At 64.7% G+C, this 15894-nt stretch carries 9 protein-coding genes; 8 read left to right on the top strand and 1 reads right to left on the bottom strand.

From position 1 onward, the window contains the following. Positions 1-7: 7 nt before the first annotated feature. The 5 genes from AC5O5R_RS14470 to tssA all read left to right on the top strand — a co-directional run bounded on the left by AC5O5R_RS14470 (position 8) and on the right by tssA (position 9080). Positions 8-3826 carry a type VI secretion protein IcmF/TssM N-terminal domain-containing protein gene (locus AC5O5R_RS14470; RefSeq protein WP_172221640.1) on the top strand — a complete coding sequence of 1273 codons (3819 nt, stop codon included), beginning with the start codon at positions 8-10 and terminating at the stop codon, positions 3824-3826. Continuing rightward, the gene (tagF, locus tag AC5O5R_RS14475; protein ID WP_172221637.1) at positions 3823-4731 is read left to right on the top strand and encodes a type VI secretion system-associated protein TagF; all 909 of its coding nucleotides are present in this window, start codon (positions 3823-3825) and stop codon (positions 4729-4731) included. The genes AC5O5R_RS14470 and tagF overlap by 4 nt, the downstream gene beginning before the upstream one ends. Beyond that, positions 4728-7223, top strand: coding sequence for a type VI secretion system membrane subunit TssM (gene tssM, locus AC5O5R_RS14480; RefSeq protein ID WP_172221634.1), 2496 nt, complete (start codon positions 4728-4730; stop codon positions 7221-7223). The genes tagF and tssM overlap by 4 nt, the downstream gene beginning before the upstream one ends. A 142-nt stretch (positions 7224-7365) precedes the next feature. Then, positions 7366-7884 carry an Hcp family type VI secretion system effector gene (locus AC5O5R_RS14485; RefSeq protein WP_016499518.1) on the top strand — a complete coding sequence of 173 codons (519 nt, stop codon included), beginning with the start codon at positions 7366-7368 and terminating at the stop codon, positions 7882-7884. 98 nt (positions 7885-7982) lie between these two features. Beyond that, on the top strand, positions 7983-9080 hold the full coding sequence (gene tssA, locus AC5O5R_RS14490; RefSeq protein ID WP_494514469.1) for a type VI secretion system protein TssA: 1098 nt from the start codon (positions 7983-7985) through the stop codon (positions 9078-9080). A gap of 32 nt (positions 9081-9112) precedes the next feature. Here tssA and AC5O5R_RS14495 read toward each other — a convergent pair whose 3' ends face one another. Then, a complete protein-coding gene (locus AC5O5R_RS14495) occupies positions 9113-9988 on the bottom strand; it encodes an RHS repeat-associated core domain-containing protein (protein WP_494514470.1) in 876 nt (291 codons plus the stop codon). A gap of 156 nt (positions 9989-10144) precedes the next feature. On the opposite strand from AC5O5R_RS14495, the gene AC5O5R_RS14500 reads away from it, so the two are divergent. The 3 genes from AC5O5R_RS14500 (at position 10145) to AC5O5R_RS14510 (ending at position 15820) form a co-directional block, all read left to right on the top strand. Then, on the top strand, positions 10145-12661 hold the full coding sequence (locus tag AC5O5R_RS14500) for an excinuclease ABC subunit UvrA (protein ID WP_172228859.1): 2517 nt from the start codon (positions 10145-10147) through the stop codon (positions 12659-12661). Positions 12662-13040: 379 nt separating this feature from the next. Further along, positions 13041-14690 (top strand): MFS transporter, encoded by a 1650-nt coding sequence (locus AC5O5R_RS14505; RefSeq protein WP_172228861.1) that lies wholly within the window; start codon positions 13041-13043, stop codon positions 14688-14690. Further along, the gene (locus tag AC5O5R_RS14510) at positions 14687-15820 is read left to right on the top strand and encodes an HlyD family secretion protein (RefSeq protein WP_172228863.1); all 1134 of its coding nucleotides are present in this window, start codon (positions 14687-14689) and stop codon (positions 15818-15820) included. Before AC5O5R_RS14505 ends, AC5O5R_RS14510 begins: the two co-directional genes overlap by 4 nt. Positions 15821-15894: the final 74 nt, after the last annotated feature.

Here is a 15894-nt window from a genome sequence, read left to right on the forward strand (position 1 = left end):
GGAAGACATGAAAACATTACTCCGCCTATTGAAAAGTTTCTGGGTTCTGCTGCCACTGCTGTGGCTGGCGAGCCTGTTGATCTGCTGGCTTGCCGCCCCCTTGCTGCCGTGGCTGCGTCACCACCTGCCGGAGGCGCTGGCAATCATCAGCGCCTGCTTCCTGCTGGTCATCGTGCTGCGCCAATACCAGCGCATCCGCGCCGAGCACAATCTGGAGAACCTGCTGCAGCTCGAAGTCGATCGCTCGTGGAATGCCACCGGTGAGTTCCGCGACCAGCAAGTACTGCGCGAGCGCCTCAAGCACGCCATCGCCATGCTGCGTACCGACCGCTCCGCCGGCGGTGGCGGCAAGGCGGCGCTGTCCGACCTGCCGTGGTACCTGGTAGTGGGCATGTCGGCCGCTGGCAAGACTTCGTTGCTGACCCATTCGGGCCTTTCGGCCAGCATTGCCACGGGCAACGACAGCGCCAGCGGCACCCAGCACTGCGATTGGTATTTCAGCCCGGACGCGGTGATGATCGACACGGCCGGCCGCTACCTGCGCGACGACCAGTCGGCCAGCGAGTTCTCGGCCTTTCTGCGCATGTTGCGCAAGCAGCGCGGCAAGGCGGCGATCAATGGCCTGGTGCTGGTGGTCAGCCTGCCCGAACTGCTGGCAGCCAACAGCGATGAGCGCAATGCGCTTGCCGCCCAGTTGGTAGCGCGGGTGGAAGAGTACGCCGAGTGCCTTGAAGCCAACCCACCGGTCTACCTGATGCTGAGCAAGACCGACCAGCTGCCAGGCTTCAACCAGGCCTTCGAGGGCCTGGACCTGCATGAACGCCAGCAGCCGCTGGGCATGACCTTTGGCCTGTCGGAAATTCGCAACAACGGCCTGCATGGCGCATTGCAGAACCGCTTGCACAACCTGCAACGGCACATCCGCCGGCATGTCGACGCACAGACGATCGCCCTCGGCGCCGACGCCGACAGCACGCTGCTGAATTTCCCGCAGTACTTCGCCGCACTGGGCGATGTGCTCGAACAGTTCCTCGAACCCTTCACCCGCGGCCACCGCGGCGGCACCCCGTTGCTGCTGCGCGGGCTGTACTTCACCAGCGCGCTGCAGACCGAACAGCAGCTGGGGCAGGTGTACGAAGACGCGGTCGCCGAGGAGTTCGCCCTTCAGCCCGCCCAGGACGACGCCGCCGGGCACTGCGCCAAAGCAGTGGGCAACCGCAGCTATTTCATCACCGACACCTTCCGCCGGGTGATCTTCCCTGACCGTGACCTCACCCTGTATCAGTCGCGGCTGGGCCGCCAGAGCGCCTTCAGCCCGTTGCTGCTGGCCGTGGCAGCGGCAACCGGGGTGCTGTTCATCGGCTGGCAGGCGCTGTCGTTCGCCAACAACCGCCAGTGGCTGGATAGCCTGCGTGGGCAGTTGGCGCAGCTTGAGCAGGCTGACGACCGGGCGCAGTTGCTGGCCGCCGGCAAGGGCCTGGAAGTGCTGCGCGAGCAGATGGCCATGGTAGAAGCGCATCGCCTGCAGGGCGTTCCGCTGCGACTGGGTGCGGGCCTTTATCATGGCGATGCAATCCATGAAGTGACCCGCACAGCCTACCTGGCGCAGTTGCGCAGCCAGGCGCTGGAGCCGGTCGCGCGCAGCCTGCAAGTGCAGATGCGAGCATTCAACACCTTCGCCAGCGGTATCAACCAGGCGCTGGAATTCACCCCAGCGCCGCAACGGAAAAAACGCAACGGCAAACCATTGGCACCTGCTGTCGCCGCCAAGGCGCAGGCTGCGCTGGGCAACACCCGTGCCGGGGCTTACGCGGCCAAGGTCAACCTGGCTACCGCCAGCGACGCCGCCGAACTGTCCGCCACCACCGGTGGCCTGTCGCTGTCCGAAGAAATGCTCGGGCGCCTGGACGAGCAACAGGTCGCGTCCATCATCGAGGCCTACAACACCCTGAAGCTGTACCTGCTGTTGACCCAACCACAGCAGCATCCAGACAGTGCCTTCGTCGCCGCCAGCCTGCCCAAGGCCTGGGCCGGCGCTGCAGGTAAAGACGCTGCAGGTGAAACCATTGCGGCTGACGCTGGCGTGATCGAAGAAAACGTGCCGCTGTACGTGCAGTTGCTGGAACAGGGGCAAGCGCCAGCGCTGCCACGCAACGACCAGCTGATCAGCGAAACCCGGGCAAACCTCAAGTCGTTCATGCTTTCCAGCTCGCTGGTGGACCGCGAATACCTGCGCCTGCAACTCGAGTCGAGCCGCCAGTTCCCGGCGCTGACCCTCAACGACCTGGTGCCGCAACCCGGCCGGGCACTGCTGTATGGCTCTGCCGGCGTGCCGGCTATCTATAGCCGCCAGGGTTGGGATACCTTCGTCAAGCCAGAGCTGATCAAGCTGCTGTCGGGCAACCTGCGCAATGAATCGGACTGGGTGCTGGACGGCGAAGGCGGCGATGCCATCGTGCAGAAAGCCAACTTCATTCGCGAGTTCATGACCCGCTACAAACGCGACTATACCCAGGCCTGGTACAAGATGGTCAGCAGCGTCGGCGTGCGCCATTTTGCCGACCTGGCGTCGGCAACCCAGCAACTGGGCCTGCTGAGCGACGTGCAGAACTCGCCGGTGAAGCACCTGCTGGCAGCCGTCAACGACAACACCCAGTGGGACCTGCCGGCCAAGCATGCGCTGCCGACGCCTGGCGCCGCCCGCGAAGACGGCTTCTGGAGCAAGGTCAGCGGGCTGTTCGATGCCCAGGACAACCTGCCGGCCAGCGTCGCGCCGAGCCTGCCGGCCGTTGATGACGGCAGCCTGGCCAGGCGTTTCGAGCCGGTGGCACGGGTGTTCGCGGAAAACAACGCCGAAGGCGCCGACAGCACCATCATGGACCGCTATCTGGCGGCCCTGCGCAACCTCAAGGTACGCATGAACAACATCCAGCGCTCGCAGGATGTCGGCAAGAGCAGCAAGCAGCTGATCAGCGAAACCCTGGAAGGCCAGCCGAGCGAAGTCACCCGCGTGCGCAATTATGTGGAGAGCAGTGTCGACACCAGCCAGGACGGCTTGTCACGCTCCCTGCAGGGCCTGTTCAGCCTGCCCATCCAGTACGCCTGGGCAACCCTGCGCGACCCTGCCGGCCAACAGATTGCCAAAGCCTGGGCGCAGCAGATCGCCAAGCCCTGGGAACAGGTCATGGCGCACCGCTACCCGATCGCCGGGGGCAGCCGCAACGAAGCGTCGGTGAAGGACCTGCAGCGTTTCGTCGACCCCGAAAGCGGCCTGCTGCCGGCCTTCAAGCGCAACGAAATCGGCAACCTGGCCGGCGGCGAAGGCCTGGGGGTGGGCGACGGCCAGGGGCCGGCGCTGGTCAACCCAGGCATGCTCAACAGCATCGACAAGGCCAGTTCGGTGGGCCAGGTCATCGCCAGCCTGTCGGACCGCGACAACGGTTTCGAGATCATGCTGGAACCCTCGGCCAGCTTCACCGACATCGTGTTTACCCTCGATGGCCAGGAACAGCATTACCGCAACGGCCGCAGCAGCTGGAACCGCTTTGCCTGGCCAGGCGCCAGCAACGCCCCCGGCGCGCGTCTGGATGTAGTAACCCTGAGCGGCACGCGGGTCACCGTGTTCGACTTCCCAGGGCGCTGGGGCCTGCTGCGCATGAACGAAAGTGCCCGCGTCGAAGACGTCGACGGCATTCAGCAGCGCTTCAGCTGGAACACCGCCAATGGCCGGGTCAGCCTGGTGGTGCGCAACTTCGGCGGGGTCAAGCTGACCGACCTGGGTGAGGTCAAGGCCCTCAGCGCCCTCAACGGCAGGGGCGCGCAATGATCGGCTGCTTCGGCAAGCTACCGTCGAGCGCCGACTTCGTCAGCCTGCATGGCGCGGCAGAGGAAGTGTGCGAGTTCGATGCCTGGCTGCAGTCTTCGCTGGCGGCCATGCGCGACCGTGACGACTGGCAGGCGTTGTTCGACGGGCTGCCGATGTGCGCCTTCAATTACCGCGCCCGCAATGGCAACTGGCTGTTGGGTGGCCTGCTCAGCTCGCAGGATGCCAGCCAGCGGCGCTACCCGTTCTTCATCTTCCAGCTGCTCAAGGGCGAGGAAGGTACTGCGCTGGTGAACCCGTTCACCCTTGGCGAACTGTTCAGCGCGCAGATCAAGCCATTGCTGCACCAGGCGGTGCAAGGTGCCGATTGCACCCGCCTGTTCGCGCAGATCCAGGCCCTGCGCCCGCTGCAGGCGCAGGACCTGGACCTGTTCCGCCGGGTGCATGCCAAGTTCCTCCACGATTTCAGCTTTGCCGACGTCGCACGTGCCTTGCACGGCTCCTGGCCAAGCTTTGACAGTGCTACCGCACTGGCGCGGCTGCAGGCCAGCCACGCCGCGCTGCACAGTGACTTCGACGGCGGCATCGAATTGCCGCTGCCGGCCGAACGCGGCTTGAAAAACCCCACGGCGGACCTGTGGCTGACCTGGCTGACACGCATGAGCGGCCAGCCCGGCGTGCCGGCGATCAGCTTGCTGGCCGACGACTTCATGCACCCCCGGTTGTACTGCTTCCCGGCGCGACATGCCAGCAGCGCCTATCGCCTGCTCAGCGGCTGCGCCGAGGCGCGTCAGCACCTGGGGTTGCTCGGCCCGCTGCCTGGCGCCGCGCACCAACACGCCTACGACCGACCTCTTGAACACGTCATCGACCAGTTCGTCGATGCGCTGGATACGACGCCCGTATGAACAAGATCAAGTACTACTGCCTGCGTTATCAACCCTACCTGCTGGGGGTGGCGTTCTTCCTGGCGATCTTCCTGGTCTGGGCGATCGGCCGCGCCCTGGGCTTTGCCTCGCTGCCCAGCCTGCTGGCAGGCATCGGTCTGTTCCTGCTGCTGTCGGCGGGCTATGTGCTGCTGCTGTACCGCGGCGCCGGCCAGCACCACAACCTCGAAGGCCTGCTGCGCGACGACGCCGACCAGGCCGTGCTCAACGCAACGCCGGCAGACCGCGAGGAAATCAGCCTGCTGCGCGAGCGCCTGCTGCACAGTATCGAGCGCCTGCACAGCAACAAGCCGCGCGGCACTGCGGCCAAGGATGCGTTGTACGCCCTGCCCTGGTACCTGGTGATTGGCCAGCCGGCGGCGGGCAAAAGCACCATGATCCTGCAGTCGGGCCTGAGCTTCCCTTACGCCGAGCGTGAGGGCGCGCGCGTCGCCGGCCTGGGCGGCACCCGCAACTGCGACTGGTTCTTCAGCTCCGAAGCCGTATTGCTCGACACCGCGGGGCGCTACATGAACAGCCCCGAAGAGGCCGGCAAATGGCGGGGCTTTCTGCAGCTGCTGCGCCAGCATCGCCAGCGCAGGCCGCTGAACGGCCTGATCGTCAGCGTCAGCATTGCCGATATCCTGCATGGCTCCGCCGAGGACCAGGAGCGAGTGGCCAAACGCTTGCGCGAACGCATACAGGAAAGTTGCACGCTGCTCGAAGTGCGCCTGCCGATTTACCTGGTGTTCACCAAATGCGACCTGATCCCCGGCTTCACCCCGTTCTACCGCCAGCTCGATGATGCCGCCCGTGGCGAAGTGATGGGCAAGACCTTCTCGCACAAAGGCTATGAGCAGGCCGACTGGGGCCGGCGCTTCGGCGCAGCGATGGACGAACTGAGCGGCTACTGGCAGCAAGTGGCCAGCCAGCAACTGGTGCAGCAGGATATCCAGGTTACCCGGCAGAACGACGCCGCGTACCGCTTCCCGCTGGAGCTGGCAGCGCTCAAGCCACGCCTGCAGCAGTTCGTCGACAGCCTGCTGCGTGCCAACCCCTACCAGAATGCCGAAATGCTGCGGGGCTTTTACTTCACCGCCGCGCTGGAGGCCGACGAGGCCCAGTGGGGCAGCCACGGCCAGCATGTAGCCGAGCGCTTTGCCCTGGAGTATGGCAACGACGCTGCACGCCCGGGCAGCCAGCCTGCCCCCCTGTTCATCAACAGCCTGTTCCGCAAAGTGATCATCCCTGACCAGCACCTGGTGGCGCTGTACACCAGCAACCGCCGCGAACGCCGGCGCAAGGCTGCCTGGGTGGGCGCTGCGGGCCTGGCTGGCCTTGTGCTGTGCAGCCTCTGGGGCTGGTCGTACCTGAACAACCGCGCCGTTCTGGCCAGCATCAGCGGCGAACTGGCCGAGGCCAAGGCGCAAGACCGGGCAATCAGCGACCAGTACACCGCCTGGCGCAGCCTTGACCGTTTGCGTTTCTGGACCGCGCATTACTATCAGCAGCACCATGAGCAGGGCGTACCGCTCGGCATGCGCCTGGGCCTGTACCAGGGCCATGCGCTGGAGCCGGTGCTGCGCAACCGCTATTTCGCGACTTTGCAGAACGTCATGCTCAAGCCCACGGCCGACAACCTGACGCGCACCTTGTACCTGCTGACCACGCTCAAGGTGTACCAGCGCAACACCCGCGAGCTGCACCCGGTCAGTGGCGTCGACAGTGTGGAGGCCGAGGCCCTGCCGCATGACAACCGCGCGCAGTCGATCGCCGACTTCGGCAAGGCGACCCTGGACACTTACCTGATGCTCTCGCCAGCCCAACGCGAGAAGGCCGACCCGGCGGTGCTCAAGGCACGTCTGCCGGATTACTGGTACCCGGCCATCGCCCGCCAGACCGGCAACAGCCTGGCTGCGGCCGGCGACCAGGCCGGTGGCAACCAGGACTACCTGTACGCCAGCCGCCAGATCAGCTTCTACAGCGAGCAGATCCGTGAGCCGGATGTGCCGCGCATTCTCGACAACGCCTTCCTGATTTCCAGTTCACGCAACTACATCGACAGCCTGCGAGCCCAGTCGCTGCGCTCGATCGAAACCATCACGCTGGAATCGGACACGCTGTTCGCCTTCGGGCGCGCTGATTTCCAGAGCCTGAAGAACGAGGGCCAGAACCAGCTGAGTGCGATCGCCAGCAAGCTGCTCAACACCCCGGACATCGGCAAGATCATCATCTCCGGTCACGCCGACCAGCTCGGTGACAGCCAAGGCAACCTGCAGGTTTCCAGGCAACGGGCCCAAACCATTCGCACCTACCTGGTGGGCAAGGGCGTGCCCGCCGAACTGGTGGTCGCGCAAGGCGAAGGCAGCCGCAAACCGCTGGTGAACTGCAACCTGCAGCAACCGCGAGCGCAACTGATCAAGTGCCTGGAGCCCAACCGCCGGGTGGAAATCGAAGTGCGCGGGCTCAACTGAGGCCGCGCAGCAAGAACCAGCTGCCCGGCCTCACAGGATGAGGCCCGGGTGGCGGCAAGCTACCTCTGCCGGTGTATCGGGTGAGGTCAAAACCAAGGGACGCATGAGCGACCCTTCACTGTTGTTAATGGAGAGTTTCACAATGGCATTTGACGCGTATATCCAAATCGACGGCATCCCGGGCGAAGTACTGGATGACAAGCACAAGGACTGGATCGAAGTGCTGGGCTACGAGTACGGCGCCACCCAGGCCACCTCGGCCACCGCAAGTTCCTCGGGCGGTGCATCCTCCGAGCGGGTTGCCCTGAGCGACTTCAAGATCCGCAAGGCGGTCGACAAGGCTTCGGCCAAGCTGTTCGAACACTGCTGCACTGGCAAGCACATTGCCAAGCTGAAACTGAACGTGAACCGCGCCGGTGGTGACAAGGTCACCTACCTGACCATCGACATGGAAGAAGTCGTGGTGTCGTCGGTCAAGTTCGTCGCCGGCGGCAACCAGGGCGGTGAAGACAAGGCCGTGAGCGACCTGCCGATCGAAGAAATCAGCTTCAACTTCGCCCGTATCAAAACCACTTACACCCAGCAGAACCGCACCGACGGCCAGGCCGGCGGCAACATTGTCGGTGGCTGGGACCGTACCGCGAACAAAGTATTCGCCTAATCAGCTGCTTGCCCATGGGCCGCGCGCGCGGCCCATGTTGCGCAGCGTGCCGGCGCGTCGCCTGGCACGCTGCTTTCTTCCCCTGATCAGAGTGTCCTATGCCTGAAATCCTCAACGACCTTTCGCTGGCCACACTGGCCGCACCGATCGACGGCGGCAGCGGCGAAGATTTGAGCTTCTCCGCCCTTTTCGACCAGATCAAGGAGGCGCGCCGTGCCGACCCTGACTACCTCACCCAGGGCGACTGGCAAACCGATTTGAAGACCGCCGACTGGGAACAGGTCATCAGCCTGGCCGCCCAAGGCCTGACGCAGCACAGCAAGGACCTGATGCTGGTCGCCTGGCTCAGCGAAGGGCTGGCCCAGCGCGAGCATTTCGACGGCATCACCTTTGGCCTCGAACTGACCCGACAGGTGATGGAAACATTCTGGGACAGCCTGTATCCCGACCTGGAACACGGTATGGACGAGCGCGCGGCTCGCCTGTCCTGGCTGAAAACCACCCTTACCGACATCGCCGCTGGCTTGCCCATTACCCAGGGCGAGCATTTTGGCGTGCTGCGTTATGACGAATCACGTCACGTGGAAAACCTCGCGCTGCAGAACCCCAAGGCGATGCAGACCGCACTCAACGAAGGCAAGATCAACGCCGAAATCTTTCAGCGCTCGGTGGCCCTCAGCGATACCGAACACCTGCGCGCCAAAGCCTTGCAGATCGCCGCCAGCCTGCGCGCCTGCAACCAGCTGCAGGCGTGCATCGACCGGCTGTTCGACCACGACGCGCCGAGCTTTGCCAGCCTGGCCGACATGCTCTCGCGCGCCAACCATCTGGCGGAAAAGCTGCTCAAGGACCGGGGCGTTGAACTGCACCCTGTAGAGGTGGCGGGCACTGCGCCCGAACCCGACGTCGCCCCGCCCAGCGAAGCCGGGGAACCGATGGCCTCGCCCTCCCAGCCGACCGCCCCTGCGCCCATGCGCACCACCCCGCTGACCCGTGACGAAGCGTTCAACATGCTCGCGGGCGTGGCCCGGTTCTTCAAGCAGAGCGAACCGCAAAGCCCGGTGCCGTACCTGATCGAGCGCGCCATCAAGTGGGGCAACATGCCGCTGGAAGGCTGGCTGAGCGATGTGATCAAGGACAGCAACGTGGTCGACAACATTCGCGATGTACTGGGCACCCGCGAACCAAGGTCTTGAACCGGCCGAGCGAACAGTCGAGGCAAATCCTGCTACCTTGAGCCTCGACCCACGGCCAAGGCACGACCCGTGGTCCAGCGCACCATAAGCACCTTTTCCGGCAAAGGCTCGAGAATGGCCGACTCCTGGCCCAGGAGCCGATTCCATCCAGAGGCTTCCTTCAGCGATTCTATTGCCAGTTTGCCCAATGGAATTCTGTTTATCCTGGCTTCTATCAGGGTGGCTTTGATATCGGTAACCAGCTGCCTCATTTTTCCCACACCGGCGACCGAGGCTGCTCCCATCCCTAATACGCTGAATGCTTCACTTGCCAATCCGACAGTTGGATAAGAGAAAGCCATCGCCACACCTGGGGCTTTGGTCAGGGTACTGACAAGGCCACCGGTGAAAATCATTGCATTGTTGGTGCGGCTCGCGGCGTCGAACTCCCTGGGTACAGGCTGCCCATTGGCCTTGGCAACCGATCGTTTGACAATTGTTCTTGAAGCTTTGTTGAGCGAAGACAGCATGCCCACCGTTCCCCAGACCAACCCGGTGCCTTGCCCGGCTATACGTGTGGGTGAATGCCCATCACAGTCCACATTGTTGACCGGATCGCCTTGACAATAAGCATATGCATTGAGACCTCCGCGGCCAAAAGGGCTTACTGCATCGGGACTGTGAAAACGCATCAGCCCTGTGTCGTAGGCCCGTTGACCGTTGCCAAGCAGGTAGCGGCGCGGCAGTGCCCCGCATAATTCACCGGCGAACGCCAGTAACGGGGCTGACCGGGGCAAATGAAAACCATAAGGTGAATAGGTTCGGGCTTCGAAGTTGTTGCCCGGCGCAGTGGAAGCTTGTTTGTCTAACGCCTGTAGTTCCGAATGTAGTTCCGAAGATAGTTCCGAAATCAGTTCCGAGATTTCCATGATTCAGCCCCTGGATAATAGTGTTCTCACGGCCACACTAATCATCCGCCAAAGACTCGGTAACTCTCAGTTCCATGAGGTGACAACGCTGCAGGCATGACAGCGGTAATGCTGTTACCGTGGGCGCACTGACAAGCCACAGCCAAGGACTGCGTCATGCCCCCACGCCAAACCACCCCGAACGGCTTCGTTCGCGTACACGGTGCCCGCGAGCACAACCTCAAGAACGTTGATGTCGATATCCCCCGCGACGCTCTGGTGGTGTTTACAGGCGTGTCTGGCTCGGGCAAGTCTTCGCTGGCCTTCTCCACCTTGTATGCCGAAGCCCAGCGCCGTTACTTCGAGTCGGTGGCGCCCTATGCCAGGCGCCTGATCGATCAGGTAGGCGTGCCGGACGTGGACGCCATCGAGGGCCTGCCGCCGGCGGTGGCCCTGCAGCAGCAACGCGGTACGCCGAGTGCCCGCTCCTCGGTGGGCAGCGTGACCACCTTGTCCAGTTCTATCCGCATGCTCTACTCGCGCGCCGGCCATTATCCGGCCGGGCAAGCGATGCTGTATGCCGAGGATTTTTCGCCGAACACGCCGCAGGGCGCCTGCCCCGAATGCCATGGCATGGGCCGGGTCTACGAGGTCACGGAAGCAACCATGGTTCCCGACCCGTCGCTGACCATCCGCGAGCGCGCGGTGGCGGCGTGGCCAATGGCCTGGCAGGGCCAGAACCAGCGCGACATCCTGGTAACCCTGGGCTACGACGTCGACATCCCCTGGCGCGACCTGCCCCAGGCGCAGCGTGACTGGATCCTGTTCACCGAAGACACCCCCACTGCCCCGGTGTATGCCGGCCTGACCCCGGCGCAAACCCGCACCGCCCTCAAGCGCAAGCAGGAGCCCAGCTACCAGGGCACCTTCATGGGCGCCCGGCGCTACGTGCTGCACACCTTCATGCATTCGCAGAGCGCGCAGATGCGCAAGCGCGTCGCCCAGTACATGCGCCCCAGCCCCTGCCCGCTGTGCGCAGGCAAGCGCCTCAAGCGCGAGGCGCTGGCGGTGACCTTCGCCGGCCGCGACATCGCCGAGCTGTCACACCTGTCATTACAGGCACTGGCCAAGGTGTTCCGCGAAGTGGCAGCGGCGGATTACCTGACGCGGCAGCAGGACGACCTGACCCTCGAGAAGCGCCTGGCCGCCCAGCGCATCGCCAAGGAACTGCTCGAACGCATCGATACCCTGCTCGACCTCGGCCTCGGTTACCTGGCGTTGGAACGCAGCACCCCGACCTTGTCCTCCGGTGAGCTGCAACGGTTGCGCCTGGCAACGCAGCTGAATTCGCAATTGTTCGGCGTGATCTACGTGCTCGACGAGCCCTCGGCCGGCTTGCACCCGGCTGACAGCGAGGCCCTGTTCGAGGCCCTGCAGCGCTTGAAGCACGCTGGCAACTCGGTCTATGTGGTGGAGCACGACCTGGACACCATGCGCCGTGCCGACTGGCTGGTGGATGTCGGCCCGGCTGCCGGCGAGCATGGTGGCACCATCCTCTACAGTGGGCCGCCCGCCGGGCTGGCGCAGGTGCAACAGTCGTGCACCCGCGCCTACCTGTTCAGCCCCCCCGCCCAGGCTGCCCGCGCACCACGGCCGGCTCGCGACTGGCTGAAGCTGGAAGGCATCACCCGCAACAACCTCGATAACCTCAGCGCCGAATTCCCACTGGGCTGCTTCACGGCCGTAACCGGGATTTCCGGCTCGGGCAAGTCCAGCCTGGTCAGCCAGGCCCTGCTGGAGCTGGTGGGTGCCCACCTGGGCCATGCCGAGCAGCGTAGCGAAGCCGATGAGCAAAGCCTGGAAGACGAACCTGAACAGGCCAGCAGCGGCCAGGTGAGCGCGGGCATCGACAGCATCAAACGCCTGGTTCAGGTCGACCAGAAGCCGATCGGCCGCACGCCCCGTTCCAACCTGGCCACCTACACCGGCTTGTTCGATCACGTACGCAAACTGTTCGCCGCCACCGAGCAGGCCAAGGCGCACGGCTTCGATGCCGGGCGGTTTTCCTTCAACGTTGCCAAGGGCCGTTGCGCCAACTGCGAGGGCGAAGGCTTTGTCAGCGTCGAGCTGCTGTTCATGCCCAGCGTGTATGCACCTTGCCCGACCTGCCACGGTGCCCGCTACAACCCCGAGACCTTGGCGGTGAGCTGGCAAGGCATGAATATCGCGCAGGTGCTGCAGCTGAACGTCGACCAGGCGCTGGAGGTGTTTGCCGCGCAGCCAGCGGCGCGACGCTGCCTGCAGGTGCTGCAGGATATCGGCCTGGGTTACCTGCGCCTGGGCCAGCCGGCCACCGAACTGTCCGGTGGCGAGGCGCAGCGCATCAAGCTGGCCACCGAACTGCAACGCGTTGCCCGCGGGGCGACGCTGTATGTGCTGGACGAGCCCACCAATGGCCTGCACCCGCAAGACATCGACCGGCTGCTGGTGCAGCTGAACCGCCTGGTCGAGGGCGGCCACAGCGTGGTGGTGGTGGAGCATGACATGCGGGTGGTGGCGCAGAGTGACTGGGTGATCGATATCGGGCCAGGGGCCGGGGATGCCGGGGGCAAGGTGGTGGTCAGTGGTACGCCGCAGGTGGTGGCTGGGTGCCCTGAAAGCCGCACGGCGGAGTTTCTGGCCAAGGTTTTGTAGCGCTGGTGCTGGGTGCATGGTCGGCGAGGCGGGCCATGGGATTGCATCAGGGCTGACAGGTGCTTTCCACAGCATTTTCAGCGCCTGTAAGATCGAGCGCCGCCCGCGCGGTGCTTCGCAGCACAAGGCTGCTCCTACACCTGTTTCGGGCCAGTCACTCCTGAGGCCGAGGCACTCGGCCCCTTGGCGCCCGCCTTGCTATCGAGTTGAAACGACAAGGCGGTCGCGCACAATTGGCACAGGCCTCACTGGCCCGAAACGAATGTGAGCAGGCTTGTGCTGCGAAGCGCCGCGCGGGCGGCGCTCGATCTCATAGGCGATGCAAATTCTGTGGCAACCACCTAGCAGCCCCAACCGCCGCTAAAGTACAGTCTGCCCCATGGACAAATACGCCCCCCGCCACTGGCTCCCCCACGAAAAACCCAGCTTGCCGGGCTCGCCCTCCACGCCCCTGCACTCGCCCGCCAAGCGCCTGGCCTACGGCGTTGTCGGCCTGCTGGTGGCAATCACCGGTGGCCTGGGCAACGCGCTGGTCACCGCCAATCTGGTGTTCCTGCAGGGCGCCCTGGGCGCGACCACGGCGGAAATGGCCTGGTTGCCAGCCGCCTACGTGATGACCAACGTGTCCATCAACCTGCTGCTGGTCAAGTTCCGCCAGCAGTTCGGCCTGCGCGCCTTTACCGAAGTGTTCCTGGTGCTGTATGCGCTGGTTACCTTCGCCCACCTGCTGGTCAACGACCTGAACTCGGCCATCGCCGTTCGCGCAGCGCACGGCATGGTCGGCGCCGCGCTCAGCTCGCTGGGGCTGTACTACATGATCCAGGCGTTCCCGGCGCAATGGCGGCTCAAGGCGATGGTCCTGGGCCTGGGCGCCTCGCAGCTGGCGCTGCCGCTGGCGCGGATCTTTTCCGAAGACCTGCTGCAAATCGCCGAATGGCGTGGGCTGTACCTGTTCGAACTGGGCCTGGCACTGGCTGCGCTGGGTTGCGTGATGATGCTCAAGCTGCCGCCCGGCGACCGCTTCAAAACCTTCGAGCCGCTGGACTTCCTGACGTTCACCCTGATGGCCGGCGGCACTGCCCTGCTCTGCGCTGCGCTGTCGCTGGGGCGCATCGACTGGTGGCTGGAGGCGCCGTGGATCGGCGTTGCGCTGGCGGCATCGATCGCCCTGATTTTCAGCGGCCTGGCCATCGAACACAACCGCCAGAACCCGTTGCTGATGACCCACTGGCTGGGCAGCGGGGCCATCATCCGCCTGGCGCTGTGCGTGGTGCTGATCCGCATGGTCACCTCGGAGCAGTCCACGGGTGCGGTCGGCTTCCTGCAGGTATTGAACATGGGCAGCGAGCAGCTGCGCGCGCTGTACGGGATCATGCTGCTGGGCGCGGTGGCCGGGCTGGCCAGCAGTGCCCTCACCATCAACCCCAACCACCTGGTGATTCCGCTGTTCGTCTCGCTGCTGGCCATGGCTGCCGGCGCCTTCATGGACAGCAGCTCCAGCAACCTGACCCGCCCGGCGCAGATGTACTTCAGCCAGTTCCTGCTGGCTTTCGGCAGCACCTTCTTCCTTGGCCCGTCGATGGCCCTGGGTATCAGCCATGTGCGCGCCAACCCCCGCAACCTGGTGAGTTTTTCGGTGCTGTTCGGCATTTGCAACAACCTGGGTGGGCTGATCGGCGCGGCGCTGCTGGGCACCTTCCAGACCTGGCGGGAGAAGTTTCATTCCAGCCACCTGATGGATCGCCTCAGCTACCTGGAGCCGCTGGTGAATGCGCGTGTGCAAAGCGGCGGCGGCGGTTACGGTGGCGTGATCGCCGACCCGGCGCTGCGCAGCGAAGCCGGCATGCGCCTGCTGGCCAGTGCCGCCACCCGCGAAGCCAATATCATGGCCTACAACGATGTATTCGTGCTGATCGGCAGCATCGCAATCCTGACCATGATCTGGATCTGCATCCGCAGCACCTGGCTCTGGTACGCAAAACGCAAGGCCACCTCCACCGACTCGACCCCCGGCGCGACCACCCGATGACCGACGACACCCGCACCACGACCACCACCGCCATCGCCGAAACCCCGGAAGGCGCCACACCGCCCAGCGAGCCAACCAGCCCGGTACGTTCGCGGCGGATGCGGATCCTGTCATCGATCAGTTTCGCCGGCGTGGCCCTGGCCGGCATCCTGCTGGTGCTGTACGCCTGGCGCCTGCCACCGTTCAGCAGCGCCATCGAAAGCACCGAAAACGCCCTGGTGCGTGGCCAGGTGACCATCATCGGGCCACAATTGAGCGGCTACATTACCGATGTACCAGTACACGACTTCCAGTTCGTCAAGGCTGGCGACCTGCTGGTGCAGCTGGACGACCGCATCTACAAGCAGCGCCTGGCCCAGGCCGTTGCCCAACTGCAGCAACAACAGGCGGCCCTGGCCAACAACCTGCAGCAGCGCAACAGCGCCGATGCCACCATTGCCCAGCGCCGGGCTGCCATCGACGACGCCACCGCGCAGGCTGCCAAGGCCAAAGCCGACCTGGGCCGCAACCAGGCACTGGTCAACGACGGCTCGGTGTCCCGCCGCGAGCTGGACCTGGCCCGGGCCAGCGCAGCCGCTGCCGTCGCCAGCCTGGCCCAGGCCAGAGCGGCGCTGGAAATCGCCCGGCAAGACCGGGAAACCGTGGTCGTCAACCGGGCCGCGCTGGAGGCGGCAGTCGAGAACGCCAAGGCGGCTGTCGAACTGGCCCGCATCGACCTCGACAATACCCGCGTCACCGCCCCGCGCGACGGCCAGCTGGGGCAGATCGGCACGCGCCTTGGGGCTTATGTGAACTCGGGTGCGCAGCTAATGGCGCTGGTGCCCGACACCCTGTGGGTGATCGCCAACATGAAGGAAACCCAGATGGCCGAGGTGCGCATCGGCCAGCCGGTGACCTTTACCGTGGACGCGTTGAACCACCTGAAGCTGCACGGGCACGTGCAGCAGATTTCGCCGGCCACCGGCTCGGAGTTCGCCTTGTTGCAGGCGGACAATGCCACCGGCAATTTCGTCAAGATTGCCCAGCGCATACCGGTACGCATCACCGTGGACGCCGACCAGGCCCAGGCCAGGCGGCTGCGACCCGGGATGTCGGTGGTGGTCAGTATCGACACGCGCAGCCGCGATTGATGGTGTGGCTACCGGCCGCTTCACGGGGGAACCCGCTCCCACCGGTACTGTAGAGTTTTCTGGGGCTGTGCTTA

The organism is Pseudomonas sp. 8_5_2 (assembly GCF_059295255.1).

Bases quoted from the DNA above. Each gene is read 5' to 3' on its own strand.
- AC5O5R_RS14495 (WP_494514470.1), bottom strand. From the start codon at position 9,988: ATGGAAATCTCGGAACTGATTTCGGAACTATCTTCGGAACTACATTCG.
- AC5O5R_RS14500 (WP_172228859.1), top strand. From the start codon at position 10,145: ATGCCCCCACGCCAAACCACCCCGAACGGCTTCGTTCGCGTACACGGT.
- tssM (WP_172221634.1), top strand. From the start codon at position 4,728: ATGAACAAGATCAAGTACTACTGCCTGCGTTATCAACCCTACCTGCTG.
- AC5O5R_RS14510 (WP_172228863.1), top strand. From the start codon at position 14,687: ATGACCGACGACACCCGCACCACGACCACCACCGCCATCGCCGAAACC.
- AC5O5R_RS14485 (WP_016499518.1), top strand. From the start codon at position 7,366: ATGGCATTTGACGCGTATATCCAAATCGACGGCATCCCGGGCGAAGTA.
- AC5O5R_RS14505 (WP_172228861.1), top strand. From the start codon at position 13,041: ATGGACAAATACGCCCCCCGCCACTGGCTCCCCCACGAAAAACCCAGC.
- AC5O5R_RS14470 (WP_172221640.1), top strand. From the start codon at position 8: ATGAAAACATTACTCCGCCTATTGAAAAGTTTCTGGGTTCTGCTGCCA.
- tssA (WP_494514469.1), top strand. From the start codon at position 7,983: ATGCCTGAAATCCTCAACGACCTTTCGCTGGCCACACTGGCCGCACCG.
- tagF (WP_172221637.1), top strand. From the start codon at position 3,823: ATGATCGGCTGCTTCGGCAAGCTACCGTCGAGCGCCGACTTCGTCAGC.